The following is a 24,703-nucleotide window of genomic DNA, read 5'->3' on the forward strand; positions in this document are numbered from 1 at the left end:
GAGTCTATTGCTCAGGCTGGAGTCTGCAGAAACGTGCACTACCGTCGGTCAAAGCGTACTGCTTCTCCGGCACGCTGTGAATACCTCCCTGTACGCTCCGTCGCGCCATCCCTGGCGCGAAGGGCACGGCGAAGCAGACACCCTTTGCCCTTCTCGGAACGCTCTGAGCCGACTGGCAGCATGCAGGCAACGTCGATGTTTCACGAAGCAGCAGTGGGGATTGCCGTAGACGACCGTCACCTGCCATGGAAGGCAGGTGCCGAGCGCCCCATGGATGGGCTCGAAGCGTGTCGGCGGAGTGCAACCGCACTGATGCTTCGCATGACGATCGGCTCAGCTTTCGGCTTTGGCTTTAATCGCCGAAACCACCGCTCGCAGGCCGTTGCCCCGGGACGGGCTCAGGTGGTTGAGCAGCTGCAGCTCCTCAAAGTAGGCATCCATATCAAAGGCGGCGATCTCGGCGCTGGTCTTGTTGCTGAGGGCCGCCAGTACTACCGCCATCAGGCCTTTGACAATGCGGGCGTCGGAGTCGCAGTGAAACTGCCAGCGGCCCTGTGCATCCTGCTCAGCCAGCAGCCAGGCCTGGCTTTCGCAGCCGTGAATGGCGTTGGCATCCACTCTGTGTTCGTCTGCCAATGGCGGCAGTTGTTTTGCCAGCTTGATCAGCTGCTTGTAGCGGGCTTCCCAACCTTGGGCGGCAGCGAACAGGGCGCGCACCTCGGTGTCGGTGATCTCGGTACCAAAAGGGTGGGTCATTACAGCAACTCCCGGGCCTTGTTGATGCCGGCCAGCAGTGCGGCCACGTCATCAGCAGTGTTATAAAAGGCAAGCGAGGCACGAACCGTGCCGTTTTTCAGCCCCAGGGCCTGCATCAGCGGCATGGCACAGTGGTGACCGGTGCGTACCGCAATGCCCTGCATGTCGAGCAGGGTGGCCAGATCCTGCGGGTGGACTTCGTCCATGGTAAACGACACTGCCCCGGCCTGAGGGCGGCCAATCACGCGAATATCATTCATGGCAGCCAGCCCATTCAGCAGTTGCGTCAGCAGCTCATGCTCGTGGCGCTGCAGTGCGGCTCTGTCCAAGTCCAGCAGGTAGTCTACTGCCGCGCCAAGCGCAATGGCACCGGCAATATTGGGGGTGCCTGCCTCGAACTTGAACGGCGCTTCGGCAAACTGAGTGTGCTCAAAGCTGACGGTTTTGATCATCTCGCCACCGGTCTGCCAGGGGGGCATCTTTTTCAGCCACTCGGTTTTGCCATAGAGCACGCCAATGCCGGTGGGCGCAAACATCTTGTGGCCGGAAAAAGCGTAAAAGTCACAGCCTAATGCCTGCACATTCACCGGAAAATGCCCCACCGCCTGAGCGCCGTCAATCAGGGTCACGGCACCCACAGCTTTCGCCATGGCAATCAGCTTGGCCACCGGATTGACCTGGCCCAGGGCATTGGACACATGGCCCACGGCCAGCAGCCGGGTGCGTTCGTTAATCAGTTGCTCAGCAGCGGCCATGTCCAGCTCGGCGCTGTCGGTAAAGGGAATCACCCTGAGCACGGCACCGGTGGCGGCGGCCACCTGCTGCCAGGGCACGATATTGGCGTGGTGCTCCGAGGCGGACACCAGTATTTCGTCACCGGCGTTCAGAAAATGCCGGCCAAAACAGAACGCCACCAGGTTAATGGCTTCTGTAGTGCCGCGCGTCCAGATAATCTCTCTGGGCGAGGGGGCATGAATAAAGCGCGCCACTTTTTCCCGGGCCTGCTCAAAGGCGCGGGTGGCCTGGCCGCTCAGGGCATGAGAGGCTCTGTGCACATTGGCGTTGGTATCCCGGTAGTAATGATTGAGCGCATCCAGCACGGCCTGTGGCTTTTGGGTGGTGGCGGCATTATCGAGATACACCAGCGAATGGCCGTTAACGATTTGCGCCAGGGTAGGGAAGTCGCGTCTGAGTACTCGAATATCCACGATTATGCATAACCATTAGAAAAAACTGTCAGGATCATGAGCCAAACCCAAGCCGATGACAAGGCGGCCTTCACCCCGAGCGCCCATGGCGGTAAAATCACCGACCTTTAAGTTATTACCAAGCCAGCTGCTGGATATGAGCGGAAGGGCGAAGGAGGCGGTTTCACGACCGATCAAATGCCAGGGACGGCATTTGCCGAGCGTTACACGGAGGTACTTGAAGCGTGTCGTGAAACTGTTCCTTTGCCCTGAGTGCCAGCAGTCACCGTCAGCGCAGACAGGAGCCGCCATGAAGTTAAACCCCGCCCAGGATGAAGCCGTTCGCTACATTGCCGGACCCTGCCTGGTGCTGGCCGGTGCCGGCTCCGGCAAGACCCGGGTGATCACCAACAAAATCGCCTATCTGGTGCGCCAGTGCGACTATTCCGCCCGGCATATTGCCGCCGTCACCTTTACCAACAAGGCGGCGCGGGAAATGAAGGAGCGGGTGGCGCAAACCCTGGGCAAGAGCGAAGCCCGCGGCCTGATGGTGTCCACCTTTCATACTCTTGGGCTGGACATTATTCGCCGTGAGCACAAGACCCTGGGGTTAAAAGCAGGCTTTTCCCTATTTGACGATCAGGATCAGCTGGCGCTGATCCGAGAGCTGACCGAAAAGGAGCTGGAAGGGGACAAGGAAAGGCTCTCCCAGCTGCTGAGTGCCATTTCCAACTGGAAAAACGATCTGGTGCTGCCGTCCCGTGCCGCCCGGCTGGCCACCGATGCCGAAACCGTGCTGTTCGCCCAGTGCTACGAGCGCTATCAGCGGCACATGAAGGCCTATAACGCCCTGGACTTTGACGATCTCATTCTGATGCCCACCCTGCTGCTCAAGACCAACGCCGAGGTGCGAAGCTACTGGCAGAACAAAATCCGTTACCTGCTGGTGGACGAATATCAGGACACCAACACCAGCCAGTATGAGCTGGTCAAGCTGATTGCCGGCGAGCGCGCCCGCTTTACCGTAGTGGGGGACGACGATCAGTCCATCTATTCCTGGCGCGGTGCCCGGCCCCAGAACCTGGTGCTGCTGAAGGAAGATTACCCCAGCCTGAAAGTGATCAAGCTGCAGCAGAACTACCGCTCCCGGGGGCGCATTCTGCAGTGCGCCAACATTCTGATTGCCAACAACCCCCATGTGTTCGAGAAAGAGCTGTTCTCGGAAATGGAATACGAGGCCTCGGTGCGAGTACTGTTTGCCAAAAGCGAAGAGCACGAAGCGGAGCGGGTGGTGGCCGAGATCATGGGCCACAAGTTCATGAATGCCAGCAAGTTTGGGGAATACGCCATTCTGTACCGGGGCAATCATCAGTCCCGGTTGCTGGAAAAAGCGCTGATGACCAACCGCATTCCCTACAAAATCAGCGGCGGTACCTCGTTTTTCTCCCGCACCGAGATCAAGGACATCATGGCCTATCTGCGGCTGCTGGTGAATCCGGACGACGACAACGCCTTTCTGCGGGTGGTGAACACCCCCCGGCGGGAAATTGGTCCCACTACCCTGGAAAAGCTGGGCACCTATGCCAACGGCCGGGGCAAAAGCCTGTTTGCTGCCAGCTTTGAGCTGGGGCTGGAGCAGACTCTGACGGGCAGAGGCCTGGTGGCGGTGCGTGCCTTCAGCGACTGGCTGGTGCGACTGGGGGATGAGGCCGCCCGGGGCAACGCGGTGGAAGCGGTGCGCGACATGATCAAGGACATTCACTATGAGGAATGGCTGTATGAAAGCTCGCCCAGCCCCCGGGCCGCTGAAATGCGCATGCAGAACGTGTCCACCCTGTTCAAGTGGGTCAGCCAGATGCTGGAAGGATCGGATCTGGAAGAGGCCATGACCCTGCCGCAAGTGGTTACCCGACTGACCCTGCGCGACATGATGGAGCGGGGCGAAGACGAGGACGACGGCGAGCAGGTGCAGCTGATGACACTGCACGCGTCCAAGGGCCTGGAGTTTCCCTTTGTGTTTATGGTGGGCATGGAAGAAGGCCTGCTGCCGCACCAGAGCAGCATTGACGAAGACAACATAGAGGAAGAGCGGCGGCTGGCCTATGTGGGCATTACCCGGGCCCAGCAGGCGCTGACCTTTACCCTGTGCCGGGAGCGGCGGCAATACGGTGAAACCATTCGCCCCGAGCCCAGCCGGTTTTTGCTGGAACTGCCCCAGCAGGATCTGGACTGGGAGCACAACCGCAAACCCCAGAGCGAAGGCGAACGCATGCAAAAGGGCCAGGCCGGCGTGGCCAGCCTGCGGGCCATGTTCAAGAAATAGCCATCAACCGAAAAGACAGCCATCAGCGGTAAGCTGTCAGTAAAACCATTGGTGCTGGCGAGGGACGTACAAGGCAGGGAAACTTCGCTCGTGCTTGCACACAATGCAAATCTTGCCCGAAGCAGTAGCGGGGATTGCCGGAGCCGACCGTCATCATGCCATGGGTGGCATGTGCCGAGCGCCCCGGGGAAGGGCTTGAAGCGTGTCGGCGGAGTGCAGCCGCGCTGCTGCTTCTTACGGCAGGCATAAAAAAGCCGCATTGCTGCGGCTTTTCACGTTACTGATGGTCGCGCTCAGATTGCGTCCAGCATATAGTCAATGGCGTTACCAATCTCCTCATCGGAGCAGTTGCCACAGGCACCACGGGCGGGCATGGCGTTAAAGCCATTAATCGCGTGGCTCAGCAGGGTATCGCGACCCTTGTCAACGCGGGGGCCCCAGGCAGCAGCATCACCTTTTACCGGCGCACCGGCGGCACCGGTGCCATGGCAGGCGGCGCAAGCGGCGTTATACACGGCTTCACCACTGCGGGGAGCAGCAGGTTCGCCGCTGTCACCACCGGCGGCGGCAGTGTCGATAATGCCTTCCAGATCGGCGGCAGAATACACACTGCCCACCGGCTTGGTGCGCTCGGCAACAGCTTCAGGCGACATATCATTGGCGGCGTAGGCCATACCACTCAGTGAAGCAGCGGCAACACCGGCAAGCAACAGGTTTCTAAACAGGCTCACCTTTTCATTCTCCCAGTTGGCTTTCATTATTTTTCCATTCAACCCGGCGAGTATACCCCAAGAATCATGGCCATTAAATGCTCCAACCATACCAACATCAGGGAATATCCCGAGATGAGAGCGGGGTTTACGTTACCGGCTTTGTGATACTATACAGATGTCTTGATATCAAAATGGCTTCCTGGAAGAACCAATCACAATGAACCATAACCACACGCACTCATCAGACAACATCATGGATCAAATTGACCGTATCGTCACGCTTTGGCACCGGGCCCGCCCGGATCTCAGTTTTAACAGCACTGAGGTCATTGGCCGTGTAGTAAGGCTGGAATACTTTATTACCCGCCGGGTACTGCAGGATCTGGCCCATTACGATCTGAACGTAGGTGAATTCGACGTGCTGGCGGCGCTGCGCCGGCATCCGCCCAGTTTTCAGCTGTCTCCTAATCAGTTGCAGTCCATGGTACTGATTTCATCCGGTGCCCTTACCAACCGCATTAACCGGCTGGAAAGCCGGGGGCTGGTTACCCGGGCGCAGGCAGATCATGATCGCCGGGGCGTAATCGTCACTCTCACCGATGAAGGCTACAAGGTAGTGGAAGAGGCGGTAAAACATCACCTGGCGGCAGAAGCCGAGCTGGCGGCAGCCCTTACTGAAGAAGAGCAGCAACAGTTTGCCGCTCTGCTGAAGAAAATGCTGCTGTCGGTTGAAGACTGATCCCTGTTTTTATCACATACTCAATTGGTGACATATTTTTGTAAAATTTGTCGCCAATTTGTCATTCTCCGCCAATACTCAAACTAGATCTGTGTCAGGTTGCTGCAACCGGCACAACTCCAGTTGTGTTCAGGAGGTTTATTTAAATGAAATTATACTTCAAGCTCGGTGCCTGCTCTCTGGCTCCGCACATAGTGCTGTGCTGGATGGAGCAGCCCTTTGAGCTGGAGCCGGCCAACACTCAGGATCCGGAGTTTGTAAAAATCAATTACATGTCGGCGGTGCCGGTACTGATGACAGACGACATGGGAGCCTTGTATCAGACCAGTGCCATTCTGCGTTATCTGGCCCGCTTACCTGCCGGTGAGCACCTGGGGCCCATTAACGATCCCGTGCTGCAGTATCAGTGTGATTACTGGCTAAGCTTTTTTAACACCGACGTTTACCGCGTTATGGTGCCCTGGTTTGCCCCACACAAACTGACCACAGACACTACGGATGCCGCTCATGATGCCATCAAGGCAGCGGTGCCCGAGCGTATCGCCCCCTGGCTGCAGCGCATGGACAATCATCTGGCCAGCCGCACCTGGTATATGGACGAGCACAAAAGTATAGTGGATGCCTGTGCCTTTGTGTTTGAGCTCTGGGCCACACAAATTCTGCCTGATGGCTTAAGCAACTACCCGCATGTTGCCCGGCACTTTCAGGATCTGAACGAAGACGCCGGTGTGCGTCGCGCCCTCAGTGCAGAAGGCCTTAACCTTTAACGAGTCACTATCAGGGCCGTGCCAATCACTGTGACCAGGGCGCCCACCCAGGCGCCACTGGCAGGGCGGCGCTTCATGATCAGCCACAACAGCGGCAGCACCAGCACCGGGCTTACCGAACTCAGCATGGCCACCATGCCCACCTCACCATGGCGCAGTGCCAGCAAAATCAGGGTCATGCCCACGCCCATGGCCAGAAAAGCATTCAGCGCCACCATGCCAAACACCGGCCAGTTAATGCGCTGCAGGGGTTTGGCCACCGCCAGCCCGCACCACAGCAGTGCCATATGAGCGGCAAAGGCGGTGGTCATGCGTACTGCCGAGGCCGCTACCGGATCCACATTGCCTTCCATTACCGGCTTGACCATTAACGTGGCCACCGACTGACACAGCGCCGACAGCAGGCCAAGGGCAATGCCTGGCCAGAGGCTGCCGTTGTCCTGCTCCCAGGCATGGGTTTCATTGCCGCGCTTGCCAAAGAAAATGGCGGTCATGACACCGCCCACCAGCAGTACGCCGCCGGCCAGTGCCTGAGCGCCAATGCGTTCATCAAACAAGGCAAACCCCAGCACCACGGAAAAGAGCGCATGAGTGGCAAACAGCACACTGGCCCGGCGTGGCCCCAGCCGGTTCATGGCGGCATAAAGTGCGGTATCACCGATAAAAATGCCAATCAGGCCAGAAGCCGCCATGACGCCCAGTGCCGGCGTACTCAGGCTGGCCCAGCCGCCGGTGACCATGGCGGCGGCCCATAGCATCAGGCTGACGCAGAACATGCGCCAGCGGGAATAGGCAAACGCCCCCAGATGGCGGGCGGCACTGGCAGACAGCAAACTGGACACTGCCCAGCAGGCAGCGGCTGCCAGGGCAAGAAAATCGTAGGAAAATGGCATAATAAGCGGCGCTGGAAATGAAAGCATCAGTCTAGCAAGTTTTGGGCCGGCACCAAGCGAGTTTGCCTTTGGCCGGTATAGCGGTGCTAATATTTGTCATTTATTGAAATTTCAAGGGCTTCCATGCGCATTCTGCACACCTCCGACTGGCACCTGGGCCAGCATTTTATGGGCAAAACCCGGCTGAATGAACACGCCGCCTTTCTCAACTGGCTGGTGGCTCAGGTAGAGCAGTACCAGATTGATGCCGTGCTGGTAGCGGGTGATATCTTTGATACCGGCACGCCTCCCAGTTATGCCCGTGAGCTTTATCATAATTTTGTGGTGCAAATCAGCCGCAGCGGTGCCAGCCTGGTGCTGCTGGGAGGTAACCACGACTCTGTGGCCATGCTCAATGAATCCCGTGAGTTGCTGGGTGCGCTGAATGTTCGGGTGATCCCCGGGGCCATGGCCGAGCCTGAACAACAGATTATTACGCTGGCCAACCGCGCCGGCGAGCCCGGTGCCGTGCTCTGTGCCATTCCTTTTTTGCGCCCGCGGGATCTGCTGGAAAGCCGGGCCGGCGACAGTGCCGATGACAAGGGCCGTGCTCTGCAACAGGCCATTGCCGCGCACTATCAGCAGTTGTATGAGCAGGCCCGGGCACAAAATGCCGGTCTGCCCATTGTGGCCACCGGCCACCTCACCACGGTGGGGGCCAGCCGCACTGATTCGGTGCGTGACATTTATATCGGTACCCTGGAGGCTTTTCCTGCCAGCGCCTTTCCTGCCGCTGACTATATTGCACTCGGGCATATACACAGGCCGCAAAAGGTGGGGGGCTGTGAGCATATTCGCTACAGCGGCTCGCCCCTGACCCTGAGCTTTGATGAGACCGGCCAGCAAAAAGAGGTGTTGCTGGTAGAGCTGTCGAATCGCGGCCTGGAAAGCGTCACCCCGGTGCCGGTGCCGGTGTTTCAGCCCATGGCAAGAGTGGCAGGTTCACTGAACGAGTTGGCTGAGCGTTTGCCCGAGGCCGCCCGGGCAGGCACTGACACGCAGCCGGTATGGCTGGAAGTGACTGTGTCTGAAGACGATTACCTGAGTGATCTGCAGCCCAGGGTGCAGGCCCTGAGCGAGGGGCTGAATGCCGAGGTGCTGCTGGTGCGCCGGGAGCGCCAGGGGCGCAATGCTGCCTTGCTGGCGGAGCAGAAAGAAACCCTGAGCGAACTGACCCCAACTCAGGTATTTGAACGGCGGCTGGCGCAGGAAACCCTGAATGAGCACGACCTGCGTGAACTGAACCAGCTCTATGCTCAGGTGCTGGCCAGTCTGGAGGAGCAAGCATGAAAATTCTGAGCCTCAGGCTGAAAAATCTGAACTCCCTGCAGGGCGAGTGGAAAATTGACTTTACTCAGTCGCCCTTTGCCGACAGCGGACTGTTTGCCATTACCGGCCCCACCGGGGCGGGCAAAACCACGCTGCTCGATGCCATTTGTCTGGCGCTCTATCACCAGACGCCACGAATGAAAACCGTCTCTGCGGGCAGCAACGAGCTGATGACCCGGCACACCGCCGATTGTCTGGCAGAAGTGGAGTTTGAGGTAAAGGGCGAGGGCTACCGGGCCTTCTGGAGTCAGCGCCGGGCCAGAGGCCAGGTTGGTGGCAAACTGCAGGCGCCCCGTGTTGAGCTGGCAAAGCGCAGCGGTGAAATTCTGACCGATAAAATCAATGACAAGCTCAGGCTGACCGAAATGCTCACCGGTCTCGACTTTGGCCGCTTTACCAAATCGATGATGCTGGCCCAGGGCGGTTTTGCCGCCTTTCTGCATGCGGATGCCAACGAGCGTGCCGAGCTGCTGGAAGAGCTGACCGGCACCGACATTTACGCCCGTATTTCCCAGCGGGTGTTTGAACAGACCCGGGAGCACAAACAGGCGCTGGCCGAGCAGGAAGCGCAAGTTAAAGGCGTGGCTCTGCTGGGTGAGGAGGAGCGTGGCGAAATTGAACGCCAGCGCACCGGGACGGCTCAGCAGCTGAGTGCAGTGCAGCAGGCATTGCAGCGCACCCGGACCGAGTTGGTACAGCGCCAGCAGTGGGATCGGAATGAGCAGCAACTGGTGCAGGCCAGCCAGGCACACCAACAGGCGCAGGCCGCGTTGAACGAGGCGGCCCCTGAACAGCTGGCGCTGGAGCAAAGCGAGCCGGCTGCCCGCTTGTATGTGCAGTGGCAGCAACGCCAGCAGCATCAGCAGCAACAACAAGTCCTCGGCCATCGAATAAGCGAGCGTCAGGCTGAGCTGGGCCGGCTGACACAAGAGCAGCAGGTGTGCCACTGGCGCGGCCTTTCATTCAGCCGGCAGCATCATCAGGCACTGCAGCAGCAGGATCAGGCTCTGGAGCAACAACAGCAGCAGCTTGCCGACGCCATGGCGGCCAATCCTGCCGGTGAGCAGCTGGGAGAGCAGCTGGCCGGCTGGCGGGGTGATATTAAACAGCTGGATAAACTGCACCAGCAAATACAACAGCTTACGGCACAGCACCAGCAACACGGCCAGCAGCAACACCAGCTGGCGCAACAACAACAGGTACTGCAGCAGCAACAGCAGCAGGCCAGCCAGGCTGAGCAAACCGCGCAGGCGCGCTGCCGGCAGCAGCAGGATGCACTGGCCGGCGTGCTTGGCCATGCCACTGAAGCGGAGTTAAAAGCACAATGGCAGGCGCTGCGCAGCCAGCAGCCGCACTGGCTGGCCCTGGAGCAAACCGCCGGGCAACTGCAGGAGCTGAAACAGGAGCAACAACAGCAGCAGCACACCCTGAACCGGCTGACACCACAATGGCAGCAGGGCGAGCAGCAACTTGAGCAAACCCGGGAGCAATATCGTCAGCTGCAGGAGCAAATAAAAGACAAGACCCGGCTGCTGGAACAGGAGCAGCTGATCCGCTCCCTTGAGCAGCACAGGGCTCAGCTGCAGCCCGGCGATGCCTGTCCGCTCTGTGGCAGTGAGTCTCACCCGGCCATTGTCGCTTACCAAAACCTGAATAACAGCACTGCCGCCGAGCTGCAGCAAAAGCGCCATGAGCTGGAGCAGATCGAGCAGGCCGGTGCCTCGTTGCGCCACCAGCAGGCGGAGCACAAGGCGAAGCTGGATTATACCGGCCAGCGCCTGCAACAGCTGAGCAGCCGCCTTCACGAGCTGCAGGAAAAACAAACGGCGCTGTTACAGCAGCTGTCTCTTGATGCCAGCGACTGGCAATCTCAGCTGCAGGCGCGTCGCCAGCAGCTGGCTCAGCTTGAGCAACAGGCAGAGCAGCTTGAGGCGGCCAAAGCCGCGCTCCATCAGGCTGAGCAGGCCCGACAGGCGGCAGTGGCACAAACCGGCGAGCTGGCGCATCAGCAACAGCTGCTGACACAAAAAATGGACACTCTGCAGCAGGCACAGCAGCAGCTGCACAGCGACATTCAGGCCTGTGAGCAGCAGCGCTGCGAGCTGGAGCAGCAGCTGCTTGCCGGCATTGGTCATCAGCCCGGTAACTGGCAGGCCTGGCTCAGCCACACCGAGCAGCAATGGCAACAATGGCGGCAGCAGCAAAACAGCGTCAGTCAGCTGAAAGAGCAGCGCCAGCAGCTGGCCATGGCCCTTGGTGAAGCCGAACGCCGGCTGGCACACTGGCAGCAGGGCTGGGATCAGCTGGCCCTGCCTGATGATGCGCCGGTAACAGCCGCCGATCCGGACGCGGCAGCCAGTGAGGCTGAAATCCGGCTGGCCGAACTGAAAGATGCCCTGCAGCGTCAGCATCTGCTGCTGGAGCAGGATCAACAGCAGGCCACAGAACTGCAGAAAACGCTGAACGAAGCCAACACCGGCTGGCAGCAGGCGCTGACCGACAGCCCCTTTGCCGATGAGGCAGCATTTCTGGCGGCACATCTGCCGGAGCCAGAGCGCCAGCGGCTGCAGGCACGGCTGCAGGCGTTGCAACAGGCGCTGGCACTGGCTGCCGACCGGCTGGCTCAGGCGCAGCAGGCAAAACAGCAGCTGGGAGACACAGCGCCGCCGGCGCTGGCCGAGCTGGAGCAGCAACAGCAAAACCAGCAACAGGCGCAAAATACCGCCCAGCAGCAACTGGGCCGGCTGGAAGAGCGCCTGGCGCACGATGCCGCTCAGCGTGAGCGCCAGCAAAGTTTGCTGCAGCGTATTGAGCAGGGCCGTCAGCAACTGCAGCGCTGGGAGCAGCTCAATAGTCTGATTGGCGCTGCCGACGGTGCCCGTTATCGCCGTTTTGCTCAGGGGCTGACCCTCGAGCATCTGGTATATCTGGCCAACCGCCGGCTGGAGCGGCTGCACGGCCGTTACCGGCTGGCGCGCAATCATGCCGCCGAGCTGGAGCTGTCGGTCATTGACACCTGGCAGGCGGATGTAAGCCGGGATACCCAGACCCTGTCCGGTGGCGAAAGCTTTCTGGTGAGTCTGGCGCTGGCGCTGGCGTTATCGGATCTGGTGAGCAGCAAAACCCGTATCGACTCGCTGTTTCTGGATGAAGGCTTTGGCACCCTGGATGCCGACACTCTGGAAGTGGCACTGGATGCGCTGGATGCGCTGAATGCCAGCGGCAAGATGATAGGCGTGATCAGCCATATAGATGCACTGAAAGAGCGGGTGCCGGTGCAGATCAGGCTCAGCAAGGGCCAGGGGCTGGGATTGAGCCGGCTGGCGCCGGAGTTCGCTTTTAACGGTGAGGGGTAAAGGAAGAGAGGAGTGAGGGGACAGGGGTGAGAAGAAAATACCGGGGAGTTGCTGTGGGTCTCCTCACTCCTCACCCCTCACTGCGCAGGTAATAAAAAAGCCGGAGCAATGCTCCGGCTTTTACATTATCGGGAAACGTTACTCTGCGGTGATCAGCGCCGGAATACCCGGCAGCATGCCCACCGCCGCCATAATGGCCAGCAGAATGACAAAGGTAATGCCCGGAATCACCCAGCGGTCCATCAGGCGCAGTTTCTTGCCGCGTTCCTTGTCGCCAATCAGGCCCAGGTTGTCGAGCAGCATGGTCATGGACCAGCCAAATACCGGGTTAACAAACGCGGAGGCGAACACCACAATGCCGGCAGACTGGCTGCTGGTAGTGTTACGGGTCATCTGCATGCCCGCTTCCAGCAGTGGCATAAATACCCCCACAATCAGCGCTACCCGCAACACCGGTGCCCACACCGCCAGATCCATGGGGTAACCCCAGAGTGCGGCAATCACACACAGAATGCCGGTCAGTACGGCACCCGCCGGAATGGGGCGCTTGGCAATGGCCGCCGGAATAATATAAGTCCCCCAGGAAGAGGCCAGATTACCGCCACCCAGCACACTGCCTACTGCCTGGCGTACTGAGGCCACACCCATGGTGTCGTCCACGTTCATCAGTACCTTGGTGGCTTTTTTGGGATAGTTCAGCTCCTGGAAAACCCGCTGGCCCATAAAGTCAGGAGACCACATGGCCACTGCCAGCACCGCAAAGGGTGCCACACTGACAAAGTGATGCAGCTCGGGCCAGCCCATCTGCCAGCCGGTATTCTCACCCCACCAGTAAGACGGGCTCAGGTTGGGAATGCCGGGCTCGGTCACAAACTCAAAGGGCGCGCCCAGGGCAATGGCAATAATAAAGGCAATGCCGGAGCCCAGCGGAATGGACAGCCAGCGCATTTCCAGCCGGGCCAGCAGGGCATACATGATAATGGTGCTCAAAATGACCACAAAGGCGACGTAGCCCATATCAATGCCGTTGGCCCAGGCGGTCAGTGCCTTGATCTGGCTGAGCAGGCCCATGGCCCCCAGATAAATCAGCAGGCCGCCGCGTACACCATCACTGGTGAGCGCCATCAGTTTACTGCCGCCTTTAGTTAAACTGAGAATTAAGCCAAACAGCCCCACCAGCAAGCCCAGCGCCAGCGGGTGCCCCCCCGAGGCTACAATCAGCGGGATCAGCGGAATCATGGGGCCGTGGGTGCCGGCCAGGTTGGCGTTGGGGTTAATAAAGCCTGAAAACAGAATCACGAACAGCAAGGCCGCTATCAGCATTTCAAAGCGAACGTTTTCTACTACAAAAGCGTCACTCAGCCCCAGCGGACCGGCAAAGGCCGCAACCACGGCGGCAACCATAACAATTTTGCCGATAGTCGCCGCCAGTGCCGGCACAAAATCTTCGAACTCAAAGCTGTAGTCACGAAATGGCAGGTTGATCCCCCAGCGGCGGGGCGACAATATAGACAGCTCATGCTCCAGATAGGCGGCCCGGCTGTCGAAATCTTTGCGGGGCTTGCGCTGGGAGCGGTAGGTCTGGGAGGGTGCGTCAGACATGATCATCTCCTCGATGAATAATACTTTCCCTGTTTAATCACAAGGCATGCTAGCGTCTGTTAACGAATGTAACTATTCGACATAAGTCTTAAAACATAACTGTTACATTCTTGATGCAAGACAAATCATTCAACGTGAAACGGAGATATTCATGATTACTCTGCATTATCTGGAAGACTCCCGCGCTCAGCGCATTCTGTGGTTGCTGGAAGAGCTGGGCCTTGAATATGAGCTGGCCCGTTACTCCCGCAACGCCGGTTCAGGCCTTGCTCCCGATAGCCTGAAGCGTGTGCATGCCCTGGGCAAGTCACCGGTGATCACGGACGGCAACCTCACTCTGGCAGAATCGGGTGCCATTGTGGATTATCTGGCCCAGCGTTACGGTGCAAAGCAGCTGTTGCCCGAGCACGGCACCGACATCTGGTGGGATTATGTGTACTGGCTGCACTATGCTGAAGGCTCGCTGATGCCGCCGCTGCTGATGCGCTTTGTGTTCGAGCGGGTAAAACAGGCTCCCATGCCGTTTTTTGTGAAGCCGCTGGTGAAAAAAATAGTGGCAGGTGTTAACAGTGCCTTTCTTGACAAGCAGATACATACTCACCTTAATTTTGTGGCGGATCACCTTGCCTGTCATGAATGGATGCTGGGTGAGCAGTTCAGTGCTGCCGATATTCAGATGAGTTTTCCGCTGGAAACCGTGATCAGCAACCCCGAGCTGGCCGACAGCTACCCCAGGCTGCAAGCTTATGTAGCGGCGCTGCAGGCCAGGCCAGCTTACCGTAAAGCCCTGAAAGCAGGCGGAGCCTATCGTTATGGCCCGGCTAATTGATGAGTACTATGTCAGCCGGTAGCATGATGGCTGACTATTTAACCTGTGAGTGAGAGCAATGGATGAGGTAAAAGATCTGGAAGGCTGGTTGTTGCCCTGGCTGAATCAATACGTTCCCCAGTTTGCCAAGCTGGCCTATACCGGTATTGCGCTGGCACTGATTGTTATCATTTCGCTGGGCATTCACTTTGTGCTGCACCGGGTGGTATTACGCTGGGTGGAAGGGCGCACCCGGGGCACTCAGCGCATCTGGCGGCGGGCCTTTTTTGAGCGCAAATTATTTGGCCGGCTGGCACTGACCCTGCAGGGCATCATTATTTACATACAAGCCGGGCTCTGGCTGAAAGGCGATACCATATTATTACCTGCCATTCAGACCGCGGTAAATATGTGGATCCTGCTCTACGCCCTGCTGTCGCTCTATTCCCTGCTGGATGCGTTGCTGGATATTTTTCGTCAGCGTCCGGCAATGCGGACTTTTCCGTTGCGGGGCATTTTTCAGAGCATAAAACTGATTGCCAGTATCTTTATTGGCCTGCTGATTATCTCTGCCCTGATCGGCAAGTCACCGGTGATCCTGCTGAGTGGTCTGGGTGCCATGACGGCCGTGCTGATGCTGGTATTTAAAGACCCCATCATGGGGCTGGTGGCAGGTATTCAGCTTTCAGCCAACGACATGCTGGCGGTGGGGGACTGGCTGGAAATGGGGCGTTACGGTGCCGACGGCGAAGTGATTGATATTGGCCTGACCACCGTAAAAGTACAGAACTGGGACCACACCATTACCACCATTCCCACTTATGCCCTTATTTCCGACTCCTTTAAAAACTGGCGGGGCATGAGCGAATCTGGCGGCCGGCGCATCAAGCGCAGCGTGCTGCTCGACGCCAGCAGCGTGCGCTTTCTTAACGAAGACGATATTCAGCGGCTGCAGAAGTCTCGCTTGCTCGGTGATTATCTGAATGAAAAAGTACAGGAAATCACACGTTATAACAGTGAAAAGCAGACAGACATGAGCCTGCTGGTGAATGGCCGGCGGCTGACCAACCTCGGCACCTTCAGAGCGTATCTTGGAGTGATGCTGCGCGAGCACCCGCATATCCATCAGCAAATGACCCTGATGGTGCGTCAGCTGGAAGCCAGCAGTAATGGTATTCCTGTTGAAATTTATGCCTTTACCAATACCACCAGCTGGGTAGTTTATGAGGGCATACAGTCTGATATTTTCGATCATATCTTTGCGGTGCTACCCGAGTTTGATCTGCGAGTACATCAAATTCCCACCGGTTATGATATGCGCATGCTGGCTCACCATGAGCAGTCAAAGCTGAAAAAGGTGATGTAAATAAAAAGGCCGGAATATTCCGGCCTTTTTTGTGCAGTGTGATTACGGCTTGTTCGGATGGTTGGGATAGCTGGCAGTGCCCAGCACGCTGCCATTGAACTCTTTGCCATACTGGCTGTATCCACCGTGAAATTTTTCCACGGTTTCTTCCAGTGAGCCCTTGTTACGCGGATCTTGCGGGCGCTCCTGAGTGTCGAGATACATGGCCACGTCCCAGGCCTGCTGCTCGGTGAGTTTCTCGGGCTGCCCCAGGGGCATGTTTTTGTGAATAAAGTAAGCGGCCGTATTCACCCGCTGCATGCCGGCACCCCAGTTATAGGTGTCCGGCCCCCACAGCGGCGGGAATACATAGCGGTCATTCACTTTCTGACCTTCACCATTGGCACCATGACATACAGCACATTCCTGTGCATATACGGCTTTGCCACGGGTAATATCAGGCTCCTGCCCGGGGTCAGACAACTTGGGGTAGCCCCGGCCCGGCGTTTTCACTTCAGCGGTGCCGCCATTATCCAGATAAGCCTGCATAAAGGGGAAGTCATCACGCTTGCCGCCCTTGAGCAGGTCTTCATCGCTGGGAATGGCCATCTTGGCCGGATCAAACTGTTCACCTGTCATGGTGCCCTGAGCCAGCCAGTAAGCGTAGGCAGACAAGTCAACCAGCACCGGGTTCATATGCTCCGGCGGCGTGCCGTTCATGGAATAGAGGAAGCAGCCCTGAATACGCTCTTCATAGCTGTTGATGCGGTCATTCTTTTTGCGATAGGCCGGATAGCTCATATAGGCAGCCCACAGCGGCGCGGCATTTTCTTTTTTGCCGGCATCCATATGGCAGTTCACACAGTTGAGGCCGTCACCCACAAACTCCGGTGACAGTGACTGAGTATTTACAAAATAGTTGTAGCCACGAATGATCTTCTCACCAAACTCGCCCTCGGGCAGTTTGTCCCAGCCGGGAGGCGTCGGGTATTCACCGGCGGCCTTGCCCACGGGTAATTCTTCCTGAATGGCCAGCTTATCGGTGTTCACCGCATGTGCAGCGGTCATACCTGCCAGAGACAGGCCCAGCATAATGGCAGAAATCTTGTTCATGTTACTGACCTCCCAGGCTTGCGAAGTAGCTGGCAACGGCGGTAATTTCTTCTGCTGTCAGCTTTTTGGCCACCGGGGCCATCAGGCCGTGAGTGTCGGTAACGCGGCTGCCGCTTTGCCAGGCTTTCAGCTGGCTTTCTATGTAATCGGCATGCTGCCCGGCCAGGTGCGGAAACACCTCACCCACACCGACGCCTTCCGGGCCATGGCAGGCCACACAGCTTGGCAGATCACGTTGCCAGTCGCCCTGATAGGCCAGCTTTTCGCCCAGCTCCATATTTTGTGGAGCGGGCTTTTCACCGCGAAAGGCGGGATCTTCCGGCAGTGATACCGGCAGGCTGGCAAACCATTGGCTCACCGCTTCAACACCGGCGTCGTCCAGCATCATGGCCATGGGCTTCATAATGGCATTATTGCGAGCTCCGCTCTGAAAGTGGCGCAGCTGCTCTGCCAGATAAGGAGCCGGCATACCGGCAATGGAAGGGGCCACATTGGCCATGCCAAGGCCGTTGGCCATATGACAACTGACACAGACACCCGCCTGTGGCGGCATTTCTGCCATCACAGGAAGTGCGCCGGCTCCCAGCAAAGCTCCCAGTAGTATGGTCTTGGTCATTGTTATTATCCTCGATTGGAGGTGGGTGTTACTCAGCGCTAATTCTAGAACCCGAACCCGAGGGCGAGTATACGTATATTCCACATAAAGAGCGGGTTCTTAATTGTTTTTAAAAGAAAAATACGTCTTGCCTGAAAAAAGCGCCGTTAACCGGTCTCAGGCTTGCCTGACATGATCCCGCCACAGCAGCCAGAGCCGGGTATCCAGTTCCAGCTGATGATAGTCAGGCTCCATATGACAACATAGTTGATAGAAGGCCTTGCCGTGTTCTTTTTCCCGAAAGTGGGCCAGCTCATGAACGACTATCATGCGCAAAAACTCCGGCGGCGCTTCACGAAACAGGGCGGCCACGGTAATGCTGTTGCGGGTTTTGAGTTTGTTGCCCTGCACATGGGCACGGTAGGTATGCAGACCCAGCGCCTGTTTCACCACGTTCAGTTTGCTGTCATAGCGAGCCTGACTAAGCGGCGCTGCTTTTTTCATATAGCGGCTTTTCAGCGCGCTTACATAATCGTAAAGCGCCTTGTCGCTCTGCACGTGATGAGACTCTGGATATTTTCGCGTCAGGTAGGTGCCAAGACGGCCATCAGTCAGCAGCCTGGCGGCCTGTTGCTGCAGAGATGCCGGATAGCCGGCGAGGTAGTCTGGAGTGCTCAAAATATTATGCCAGGCCGATCAGTGCCTGAGCCTGCTGTTTGGCCGAGCGGCCATAAACACCGGCAATCACTTCATTGCGCTGCTGCATGGGACTGTTGGGATCGCGCTCAGCGGAGGAAACCGGTTTGCTGCTGGCGTCTTCCTGTTTGCCGTCCCGCAGCTCTGCGCGGGCCTGGGCGATGAGTTGTTCGGCCTGGGCGGCGGCATTCTTGTCGGCCTGGGACGGCTCTGCCGGTGCCATGGCAGCCGCCTTTATCTGCTGCATTTTATCGATGGTGGCCTGTGGATCGCCGGGCACCGGTGACATGTCAACCTGCACATGGCCTTCTACCGCATATTGTTTGCCATCGGGGCCGGTTTCATATTCGTAGTTGGGTGAGCCTGCATGCTGACCACCCACGGCAGCGTGCTGCTGTTCATGGGTGCGCACTTCCTGATCCCGTAACTTGAGATCGTTCAGCTCCAGCACTTCTTCTTCGGTCATGGGTTCGCCCGAGGGTTTGCTGGGGCGAGCGCCAGCTTCGGTGCTGGCCTGCTCATTCCCGGCTTTTTCTTTGCTGTCTGCAGGGGGATCGGCAGAGTCGGTTTCAGTGCCGGTTTTCTGGCCACGGGCATCATACAGGGCGATTTCTTCGCCGCCACGCTCACGGCGCTCGTCCTGACCGGCAAAGGCATCGGCCGGCTCGGCGGGAGCCACCCGCTCCAGCTTGTCGTTGTCCTGACGCGACTGAGTGCCGGCGGTTGGTGCCGGAACAAACAGCGGATCATTAAGCCGGTTGTCGATATTCATGGAAATCTCACCGAATAAAAGTCAGGAAACGATGGCTTATTAAACATAAGAATCATGGTTAAAGAAAGCAAATAAAAAAGCCCTCTTGCAAGAGGGCTAAACAGCAGGCGTAAATCAGGTGATCAGAAACGAATATTAGTAGACAACCAGAGACGACGGCCTTCTTCCAGCACACCGTCCGTGGAGCGACCGCTCTGGGTGTAATCAGAAGCCCAGTCATTACCATTGTTATAGAAAGTGCCTGTGGTGAAGTCTTTGTCGAGCAGGTTATAAATGGTGGCGTTCAGGGTTACCTTGTCGGATACCTGATAGGAGCCTCCCAGGTGAAACAGCTCATAGCCCTGAATGTCGCCTGCCGCGTCGAGCAGGGCCTGCTGATCGGTGTCCAGGTTTTCACGCTTGCTGAGGAAGCGGGCGCGATCGCTGCGGTATTCACCCTGCAGCCACAGGGTCAGCTGTTCTGTGGTGTTCCAGCTCAGTTTGGCATTAACCATGTGTCTTGGCGTGTTGGTCAGAGGTTCACCCTGGTTATCACCGCTTTTCTGCTCGCTGTCGGTCAGGGTGTAATTACCGGAGAGTTTCCAGTCCGGAGCAAACTGCCAGCCGGCAGCCAGCTCTATCCCCTGAGTCACGGCTTTATCCACGTTGACTTTCTGCGAGCAGGTACCACCCGCATTGCCGGCACAAAGCGGGTCACTGACGGGATCACCGTCTGCGATTTTATCGCTGAACTGAGTATGGAACAGGGTCACATTGGCATTGAGGCCGGTAAGGCTGTCGTAATAGGCACCTACTTCGGTATTAATGGTGGTTTCCGGCTGCAGATCCGGGTTGCCGATATTAATGACAGTGCCCTGTCCGCCAATACCGTTAATGCCATCATGCAGGTCATTCAGACTGGGGGTTTTATAGCCCTTGCTGACACCGCCCTTGAGGGTCCAGTTGTCTGTGGTGTTCCATACCAGATAACCGCGGGGGCTGATATGACCGCCAAAGGCATCATGATGGTCATAGCGGGCCCCCAGCGTCAGGGCCAGATCGTCGCGCAGCATCCACTCGTCTTCACCAAACAAGGCCCAGGATTTTTGCTCAAAGGTTTCGGTGGAAATACCGTCTTTCAGCTCGGAATCCTGCCACTGGCCGCCGATGGTGGCAATATGGGTATCACCGACAGGGGCTACCAGCTTGCTGTCGATAACCAGTTCGGTGGCTTTCAGCTCCCGGTCATTGCCGACGATAATGGAGGGAAAACCATCATAGCTGCTGCCAATAGGTTTGAAGTTGGACTGACCGGCTCGTCCGCCCGGAATGGTGCGGCCCAGGGTTTCGGTGGTGTTGTGGGTAATGCTGCTGTCAAGGTTGCCGAATCCCAGCCGGGCACTGTGCGTAAGCGCCAGCTGATCCCGCTCAAAGCGCAGCTCATCCTTATAGCCGTTGGCCTGGGTGGGCTCTTCCTGAGAGCAGCCGTTTACCGCGCTGCCGCCGGTTTTACCATCCAGAGTGCCCAGCTGACAGTCGTCATTGTTATAGACCTGACGGCCCCGCTCCATATCCAGAGAAATATCGTGATCTTCGTTGGGTGTAAAGGTCAGGCGGCCACCGATGGTATAATTTCGCCCCTCTACCGGCGACACACCGCGCTTGTTGACGGTTGAGCCATTATCAAAGGTCAGATCAGACGCTCCCCGGTCGTATACACTGCCGCGCACCGCCAGGCCCAGCTTGTCTTCCATCAGCGGGCCGGAAGTATAAAAGCTGACATTACTTGAATCGCCGTAGTCGCGATCTTCCTGGAAGGTGTGATCCAGGGTGACCGAGCCGCTCCACTCATTTGCCACTTTTTTGGTGATGATATTGATCACCCCACCCATGGCATCGGAGCCATACAGGGTGGACATGGGACCGCGGATCACTTCAATACGCTCAATGGCGGACAGAGGCGGCATAAAGCTGGTAGCGGTGTCGTTAAAGCCGTTGGGAGTGGCGTTGCCGGAGGTATTCTGGCGGCGGCCGTCGATCATGATCAGCGTATATTCGCTGGGCAGACCACGCATGCTGATATTAAGGCCGCCGGTTTTTCCGGTGCCCTGGCGAATATCAATGCCTTCTACTCCATCCAGTGCCTGCGCCAGGTTGCCATAACGTTTTTGCTGCAGTTCCTGCTGGCCGATAACGGTAATGCTGGCCGGCGCGTCAGTAACGTCCTGTTCAAAGCCGGACGCACTGACCACCACGGTATCAAATACCTGAGCGGTCTGGGCTTGCGCGGTGGCGAGGGTGGCGGTGTTTAACAGCACCAAAGAAATAGCGCTGGCCAGACGACTGGGCATGAGCTTGGGCATGACTACTCTCCTGTGTACAAATATGCCGACTTCGATAAAAATGAGCTTGTTAATGATAATTGTTATTGAAAGCGATTGGCATTGTAGAGAAAGCCTTTCCAAAAAGTGACATCAATTAATGGAACATTTCATTCCGTTAATGGAACAGCGCCTTGGGCTTTTGGGTGATAGTGATGGAGCCGGTGTCTGGTGTTTTTTCCATTCGCTAATGGCTGCCCGTCGTTGTCCGCAGCCGGGCTTGCCAGGTCATGTTGATAATTTTATGGGAGCGCTATGCAAGATTTGTTTGAGCTGGAAGGCGTTGTCACTGTGGTGGCCTGTGGCAGCCTCACGGAGGCTGCACGGCGTCTTGGTGTGCCCAAGTCGACCTTAAGCCGGCGGCTCAGTCAGCTGGAGTCCCGGCTTGGTCAGCCATTGCTGCATCGCCGTGGTAACCGCCTGCAGGCCACTGAAGCGGGTGTATTGTTTGAACGGTATAGCCGGCAAATACTGCACCTTGCAGAGCAGGGGCGTCAGGCCATGGATGACCTGAAAGAAGAGATAAGCGGCGAACTGGTCATAAAAGTGCACAGCAGCTGTATCAGAGGGTGGTTTCCTGGTGTGCTGCAGCAGTTTATGGCGGACTATCCCGGTGTGAGCATCTCGCTCTATAGCGAGACCCGGGCACCGCCTGCGAAAGCCGGGCAGAATGAAATATGGCTATGGGTGGGCGATGATCCTCAGTGTGGCCTGCGCCATGAGGTGCTTGGCCACTGGCCGCGCAGACTTTATATGAGCCCGGATTATGCACAGCGCCATGGTGTGCTGCGGCACCCTCAGGAGTTGCCGGAGCATGTCTGGATAGACAGGCTCAGCGAGCGTCATCATGCGCTTTTGCTGCGCCATGAGCATGAAGGTGAATATATTTTTCAGCCGTTACCTTCCCGGCTGAAGGCAGATGATTACATACTGCAGCTGGATGCCATTGCCAACGGGCAGGGCATTGGCGTACTGCCCGAGTACTACGCTGAAGCATACCTTAAGGCGCACCCGGGGCGCTTGCAGCTTTGTCTGCCCGAGTGGCGGCTGCCGCCGTTGCCGGTGGGGTTACTCTACTCCTTTGGCCGTCAGCCCAAAAAGCAGGCAGCGCTGCTGTCGTATCTGCGTCAGTCGGTACCGGCAGAGTGGACCATGTTGCCAGTCCGGGAAGGTTAACAGCACTGTTGCTGACGCTCGGGACGGTTACCCATTGTCGCCAGGCGGCTCAGGGCCGGTGCAATATAATGTTGAAAATGCTGATGGGTCTGGTGCAGCAGTGTTTTGCTGCCGTTATCCAGGTCGTCGGCAAGACGATAATACACCCACTGGCCGGCGCGGCGGTCGGCCAGCAGGCCGGCCTGGCGCAGCAGGGCCAGATGGCGGGAAATTTTGGGCTGGGTTTCATTAAGCGCGTGAGTCATTTCACACACGCAGATTTCACCTTCAGCCACGATCAGCAGCACCAGCTGCAGACGCGTATCATCGGCCAGCGCCTTGAACAAAGACAGGGGAGACGTTACCACAGGGTTTTCTCCTGCCGGTCCTGTACCAGCACCAGTAACTTTATACGTTCGTAAATTTCCTGGGTGAGCTTGCTGGCATCAGTTTCGCTGCAGCAGGGAGTGTCGGTAAAGTGCCAGGCCATAAAGCGTTCTGCCGGCACAGCACCGGCAGCCGCTTCTGCCTGCTCACACAGGCTGACAACAATATCAAAATATTCGTCGGCAACCGCATCCAGGCCCTTGCTCTCAAGGCCGCTGGTGTCAACGTTCAGTTTATTCAGCGCGGCCAGCGCATTGGCATCGATGGCCACCGGCTGCACACCGGCACTCATTACCCGGTAGCGATCTGCCGCCAGATGATTAAGCAATGCCTCGGCAATGGGGGAGCACACGCTGTTGCTGTGGCAGACAAAAAGCACAGAAGTCATGGCAAGGCCCGTATTCTTGATAATGCGCTCATCTTATATACGGACCTTCGCATGTCAACGCCGTTGTCATTCGCCTGTCATATTTTGCGCGGCAGGTCAGAAGCCCTGCTGTTTAAAACGGGCGGCCAGCTGGTGAGCGCTGGTAAAGGCGGCTTCTACCCGGCCCCCCAGGCACCAGTCACCACAGGCAGCTAGCTTGCGCTCGCTGTCCAGCACATACCCCGAAGGATCATGCCCCAGCGCATTCTTGGTTACTTCTGTGGCCAGAGCATAGCGCCAGCGGTGCAGCTGTGCTTCCTGTACGGCTTGCGGGCTGACGCCGGTCAGTGCGCAGAATTCGGCGGTTAGCTGGTTCCGTACCGTATCCTGACAGTCTTCCAGATGGTTGGCAGCCCAGTCGGCGGTGCTGTGAGCCACCACAGCACCCAGCTCCCTGTTGCGGCCGGGCAGGCGATGGTTAAAGGCAATCCAGCGCAAGGAAGAATCATTCACTTTGGCTGCATCCCACACCGGCAGATCACTGTCGTTGACTTTCAGCATCAGGGCGTAGCAGGGCAGCATGCCAAAATCGGCCCAGGTGTCGGGCGCAAAGGGCAAGAGCACTTGAGTTTGCGGCAGCGGTGCCGAGCTGATTACCCAGTCAAACTCGCCCAGCTCCGCCCCTTTGTCATCCAGCAGCCGCCACTTGCCATTGTGCTGCTGCAGGGTTTCAACCCGGGTTTGCAGAGCAATGTTCAGCCCCGGACTCATGGCCTTGAGCAGGCTGTTCATGCCCGGTGCGGCCACATAATGAGGCTCAAACCAGGGGCGCTTGTAAGCGGGCTGACAAGGGGAAAGGGTGGTGATATTGGGTTGCCACTCCACCACGTCACCGCTGGCAATAAAGGGCTTGAGCAGTGCCTTGAAAGCACGGGAGCGGGCGGTAAAAAACTGGGCACCATGATCCCAGCGATGCTCATCGCGGCGGCGGGTAGACATGCGTCCGCCCAGCCCCCGGGCCTTTTCAAACAGGCTGATGTTGGCGTGTTCGCTCAGTTCCCGGGCCAGGGTTAAACCGGCCAGACCGGCACCGATAATGGCAATGTCAGCTTTCATCAATTTTGCGCGGGAAACCCCGTCCTTTCAAGGCGGGGAGGGATAGCACGGCGGCGTCAGCCGCCCCTGTTCCCGCTCCTCCTTTTAAACTGGCTATCTATACAGTAGTTTACTAAACTAAGCACATGACGAAACGCGCTTATAAATATCGGTTTTACCCGACCCTCGAACAAATTGAGCTGTTGGCTCAGACCTTCGGTTGTGTGCGTTTTGTCTATAACGCGATACTGCGCTGGCGTACCGATGCTTTTTATCAGCGTCAGGAAAAAATCGGCTACGTTGGTG

At 57.6% G+C, this 24,703-nt stretch carries 22 protein-coding genes; 9 read left to right on the forward strand and 13 right to left on the reverse strand.

The features are described 5' to 3' along the window. Nucleotides 1-333: 333 nt before the first annotated feature. Together csdE and R0I78_RS05860 are read right to left on the reverse strand one after the other, a co-directional pair. On the reverse strand, nt 334-756 hold the full coding sequence (gene csdE / locus R0I78_RS05855) for a cysteine desulfurase sulfur acceptor subunit CsdE (protein WP_317074647.1): 423 nt from the start codon (nt 754-756) through the stop codon (nt 334-336). Beyond that, nucleotides 756-1,970, reverse strand: a complete 1,215-nt coding sequence (locus R0I78_RS05860; protein WP_317074662.1) for a SufS family cysteine desulfurase — start codon at nt 1,968-1,970, stop codon at nt 756-758. The genes csdE and R0I78_RS05860 overlap by 1 nt, the downstream gene beginning before the upstream one ends. Nucleotides 1,971-2,253: 283 nt before the next feature. Here R0I78_RS05860 and rep point away from each other — a divergent pair, with 283 nt between their 5' ends. Further along, nucleotides 2,254-4,266, forward strand: coding sequence for a DNA helicase Rep (rep, locus tag R0I78_RS05865; protein ID WP_317074648.1), 2,013 nt, complete (start codon nt 2,254-2,256; stop codon nt 4,264-4,266). A gap of 293 nt (nt 4,267-4,559) precedes the next feature. Here the strand turns inward: rep and R0I78_RS05870 are convergent, their stop codons facing one another. Beyond that, nucleotides 4,560-5,024 (reverse strand): c-type cytochrome, encoded by a 465-nt coding sequence (locus R0I78_RS05870; protein ID WP_019935183.1) that lies wholly within the window; start codon nt 5,022-5,024, stop codon nt 4,560-4,562. 208 nt (nt 5,025-5,232) lie between these two features. Here R0I78_RS05870 and R0I78_RS05875 point away from each other — a divergent pair, with 208 nt between their 5' ends. Together R0I78_RS05875 and R0I78_RS05880 are read left to right on the forward strand one after the other, a co-directional pair. Beyond that, the gene (locus R0I78_RS05875) at nt 5,233-5,718 is read left to right on the forward strand and encodes a MarR family winged helix-turn-helix transcriptional regulator (protein ID WP_019935182.1); all 486 of its coding nucleotides are present in this window, start codon (nt 5,233-5,235) and stop codon (nt 5,716-5,718) included. A 146-nt stretch (nt 5,719-5,864) separates the two neighbouring features. Beyond that, nucleotides 5,865-6,485: a glutathione S-transferase family protein gene (locus R0I78_RS05880; RefSeq protein ID WP_317074649.1), complete on the forward strand. Its 621-nt coding sequence runs from the start codon at nt 5,865-5,867 to the stop codon at nt 6,483-6,485. Here R0I78_RS05880 and R0I78_RS05885 read toward each other — a convergent pair. Further along, nucleotides 6,482-7,378 (reverse strand): DMT family transporter, encoded by an 897-nt coding sequence (locus R0I78_RS05885; RefSeq protein WP_317074650.1) that lies wholly within the window; start codon nt 7,376-7,378, stop codon nt 6,482-6,484. The genes R0I78_RS05880 and R0I78_RS05885 overlap by 4 nt on opposite strands. Nucleotides 7,379-7,501: 123 nt before the next feature. Between R0I78_RS05885 and sbcD the strand changes: the two genes are divergently transcribed. Beyond that, nucleotides 7,502-8,707: an exonuclease subunit SbcD gene (sbcD, locus tag R0I78_RS05890; RefSeq protein WP_317074651.1), complete on the forward strand. Its 1,206-nt coding sequence runs from the start codon at nt 7,502-7,504 to the stop codon at nt 8,705-8,707. After that, nucleotides 8,704-12,102, forward strand: a complete 3,399-nt coding sequence (locus R0I78_RS05895; RefSeq protein ID WP_317074652.1) for an AAA family ATPase — start codon at nt 8,704-8,706, stop codon at nt 12,100-12,102. The genes sbcD and R0I78_RS05895 overlap by 4 nt, the downstream gene beginning before the upstream one ends. A gap of 138 nt (nt 12,103-12,240) precedes the next feature. On the opposite strand, the gene R0I78_RS05900 is transcribed toward R0I78_RS05895, so the two are convergent. Continuing rightward, nucleotides 12,241-13,704, reverse strand: a complete 1,464-nt coding sequence (locus R0I78_RS05900) for a DUF3360 family protein (protein WP_317074653.1) — start codon at nt 13,702-13,704, stop codon at nt 12,241-12,243. Between the two features lie 151 nt (nt 13,705-13,855). Here R0I78_RS05900 and R0I78_RS05905 point away from each other — a divergent pair, with 151 nt between their 5' ends. Together R0I78_RS05905 and R0I78_RS05910 are read left to right on the forward strand one after the other, a co-directional pair. After that, nucleotides 13,856-14,533 (forward strand): glutathione S-transferase, encoded by a 678-nt coding sequence (locus R0I78_RS05905; RefSeq protein ID WP_019935176.1) that lies wholly within the window; start codon nt 13,856-13,858, stop codon nt 14,531-14,533. Between the two features lie 58 nt (nt 14,534-14,591). After that, the gene (locus R0I78_RS05910; RefSeq protein WP_317074654.1) at nt 14,592-15,878 is read left to right on the forward strand and encodes a mechanosensitive ion channel family protein; all 1,287 of its coding nucleotides are present in this window, start codon (nt 14,592-14,594) and stop codon (nt 15,876-15,878) included. 42 nt (nt 15,879-15,920) lie between these two features. Here the strand turns inward: R0I78_RS05910 and R0I78_RS05915 are convergent, their stop codons facing one another. From R0I78_RS05915 to R0I78_RS05935, 5 genes are all read right to left on the reverse strand, one after another. Beyond that, nucleotides 15,921-16,970: a c-type cytochrome gene (locus tag R0I78_RS05915; RefSeq protein WP_317074655.1), complete on the reverse strand. Its 1,050-nt coding sequence runs from the start codon at nt 16,968-16,970 to the stop codon at nt 15,921-15,923. A gap of 1 nt (nt 16,971) precedes the next feature. Continuing rightward, entirely contained in the window at nt 16,972-17,586 is a 615-nt protein-coding gene (locus R0I78_RS05920; RefSeq protein WP_317074656.1) for a c-type cytochrome, read from the reverse strand. 156 nt (nt 17,587-17,742) lie between these two features. Then, a complete protein-coding gene (locus R0I78_RS05925; RefSeq protein ID WP_317074657.1) occupies nt 17,743-18,243 on the reverse strand; it encodes a M48 family metallopeptidase in 501 nt (166 codons plus the stop codon). A 4-nt stretch (nt 18,244-18,247) separates the two neighbouring features. Further along, nucleotides 18,248-19,033 (reverse strand): putative metalloprotease CJM1_0395 family protein, encoded by a 786-nt coding sequence (locus R0I78_RS05930; protein WP_317074658.1) that lies wholly within the window; start codon nt 19,031-19,033, stop codon nt 18,248-18,250. A 122-nt stretch (nt 19,034-19,155) separates the two neighbouring features. Then, the gene (locus tag R0I78_RS05935; protein ID WP_317074659.1) at nt 19,156-21,375 is read right to left on the reverse strand and encodes a TonB-dependent receptor domain-containing protein; all 2,220 of its coding nucleotides are present in this window, start codon (nt 21,373-21,375) and stop codon (nt 19,156-19,158) included. Nucleotides 21,376-21,648: 273 nt separating this feature from the next. On the opposite strand from R0I78_RS05935, the gene R0I78_RS05940 reads away from it, so the two are divergent. Next, nucleotides 21,649-22,569: a LysR family transcriptional regulator gene (locus R0I78_RS05940; protein WP_317074660.1), complete on the forward strand. Its 921-nt coding sequence runs from the start codon at nt 21,649-21,651 to the stop codon at nt 22,567-22,569. Here the strand turns inward: R0I78_RS05940 and R0I78_RS05945 are convergent. The 3 genes from R0I78_RS05945 to R0I78_RS05955 all read right to left on the reverse strand — a co-directional run bounded on the left by R0I78_RS05945 (nt 22,566) and on the right by R0I78_RS05955 (nt 24,418). Continuing rightward, the gene (locus R0I78_RS05945; protein ID WP_019935168.1) at nt 22,566-22,916 is read right to left on the reverse strand and encodes a metalloregulator ArsR/SmtB family transcription factor; all 351 of its coding nucleotides are present in this window, start codon (nt 22,914-22,916) and stop codon (nt 22,566-22,568) included. The two genes, R0I78_RS05940 and R0I78_RS05945, sit on opposite strands and share 4 nt — an antisense overlap. Continuing rightward, nucleotides 22,910-23,323 carry a low molecular weight phosphatase family protein gene (locus tag R0I78_RS05950; protein ID WP_019935167.1) on the reverse strand — a complete coding sequence of 138 codons (414 nt, stop codon included), beginning with the start codon at nt 23,321-23,323 and terminating at the stop codon, nt 22,910-22,912. The genes R0I78_RS05945 and R0I78_RS05950 overlap by 7 nt, the downstream gene beginning before the upstream one ends. A gap of 96 nt (nt 23,324-23,419) precedes the next feature. Next, a complete protein-coding gene (locus R0I78_RS05955; RefSeq protein WP_317074661.1) occupies nt 23,420-24,418 on the reverse strand; it encodes an NAD(P)/FAD-dependent oxidoreductase in 999 nt (332 codons plus the stop codon). Nucleotides 24,419-24,543: 125 nt separating this feature from the next. Here R0I78_RS05955 and R0I78_RS05960 point away from each other — a divergent pair. Then, nucleotides 24,544-24,703, forward strand: a 160-nt coding sequence (locus tag R0I78_RS05960) for a helix-turn-helix domain-containing protein (protein ID WP_317074663.1), incomplete at its 3' end; no start/stop codon positions are given.

This window comes from Oceanimonas sp. CAM02, from assembly GCF_032842915.1.
Classification (GTDB): Bacteria; Pseudomonadota; Gammaproteobacteria; order Enterobacterales; family Aeromonadaceae; genus Oceanimonas; species Oceanimonas smirnovii.

Excerpts from the sequence above, each read along its gene's own strand:
- csdE (WP_317074647.1), bottom strand. The coding sequence starts at position 756 with ATGACCCACCCTTTTGGTACCGAGATCACCGACACCGAGGTGCGCGCC.
- rep (WP_317074648.1), top strand. The coding sequence starts at position 2,254 with ATGAAGTTAAACCCCGCCCAGGATGAAGCCGTTCGCTACATTGCCGGA.
- R0I78_RS05870 (WP_019935183.1), bottom strand. The coding sequence starts at position 5,024 with ATGAAAGCCAACTGGGAGAATGAAAAGGTGAGCCTGTTTAGAAACCTG.
- R0I78_RS05875 (WP_019935182.1), top strand. The coding sequence starts at position 5,233 with ATGGATCAAATTGACCGTATCGTCACGCTTTGGCACCGGGCCCGCCCG.
- R0I78_RS05880 (WP_317074649.1), top strand. The coding sequence starts at position 5,865 with ATGAAATTATACTTCAAGCTCGGTGCCTGCTCTCTGGCTCCGCACATA.
- R0I78_RS05885 (WP_317074650.1), bottom strand. The coding sequence starts at position 7,378 with ATGCCATTTTCCTACGATTTTCTTGCCCTGGCAGCCGCTGCCTGCTGG.
- sbcD (WP_317074651.1), top strand. The coding sequence starts at position 7,502 with ATGCGCATTCTGCACACCTCCGACTGGCACCTGGGCCAGCATTTTATG.
- R0I78_RS05895 (WP_317074652.1), top strand. The coding sequence starts at position 8,704 with ATGAAAATTCTGAGCCTCAGGCTGAAAAATCTGAACTCCCTGCAGGGC.
- R0I78_RS05900 (WP_317074653.1), bottom strand. The coding sequence starts at position 13,704 with ATGTCTGACGCACCCTCCCAGACCTACCGCTCCCAGCGCAAGCCCCGC.
- R0I78_RS05905 (WP_019935176.1), top strand. The coding sequence starts at position 13,856 with ATGATTACTCTGCATTATCTGGAAGACTCCCGCGCTCAGCGCATTCTG.
- R0I78_RS05910 (WP_317074654.1), top strand. The coding sequence starts at position 14,592 with ATGGATGAGGTAAAAGATCTGGAAGGCTGGTTGTTGCCCTGGCTGAAT.
- R0I78_RS05915 (WP_317074655.1), bottom strand. The coding sequence starts at position 16,970 with ATGAACAAGATTTCTGCCATTATGCTGGGCCTGTCTCTGGCAGGTATG.
- R0I78_RS05920 (WP_317074656.1), bottom strand. The coding sequence starts at position 17,586 with ATGACCAAGACCATACTACTGGGAGCTTTGCTGGGAGCCGGCGCACTT.
- R0I78_RS05930 (WP_317074658.1), bottom strand. The coding sequence starts at position 19,033 with ATGAATATCGACAACCGGCTTAATGATCCGCTGTTTGTTCCGGCACCA.
- R0I78_RS05935 (WP_317074659.1), bottom strand. The coding sequence starts at position 21,375 with ATGCCCAAGCTCATGCCCAGTCGTCTGGCCAGCGCTATTTCTTTGGTG.
- R0I78_RS05940 (WP_317074660.1), top strand. The coding sequence starts at position 21,649 with ATGCAAGATTTGTTTGAGCTGGAAGGCGTTGTCACTGTGGTGGCCTGT.
- R0I78_RS05950 (WP_019935167.1), bottom strand. The coding sequence starts at position 23,323 with ATGACTTCTGTGCTTTTTGTCTGCCACAGCAACAGCGTGTGCTCCCCC.
- R0I78_RS05955 (WP_317074661.1), bottom strand. The coding sequence starts at position 24,418 with ATGAAAGCTGACATTGCCATTATCGGTGCCGGTCTGGCCGGTTTAACC.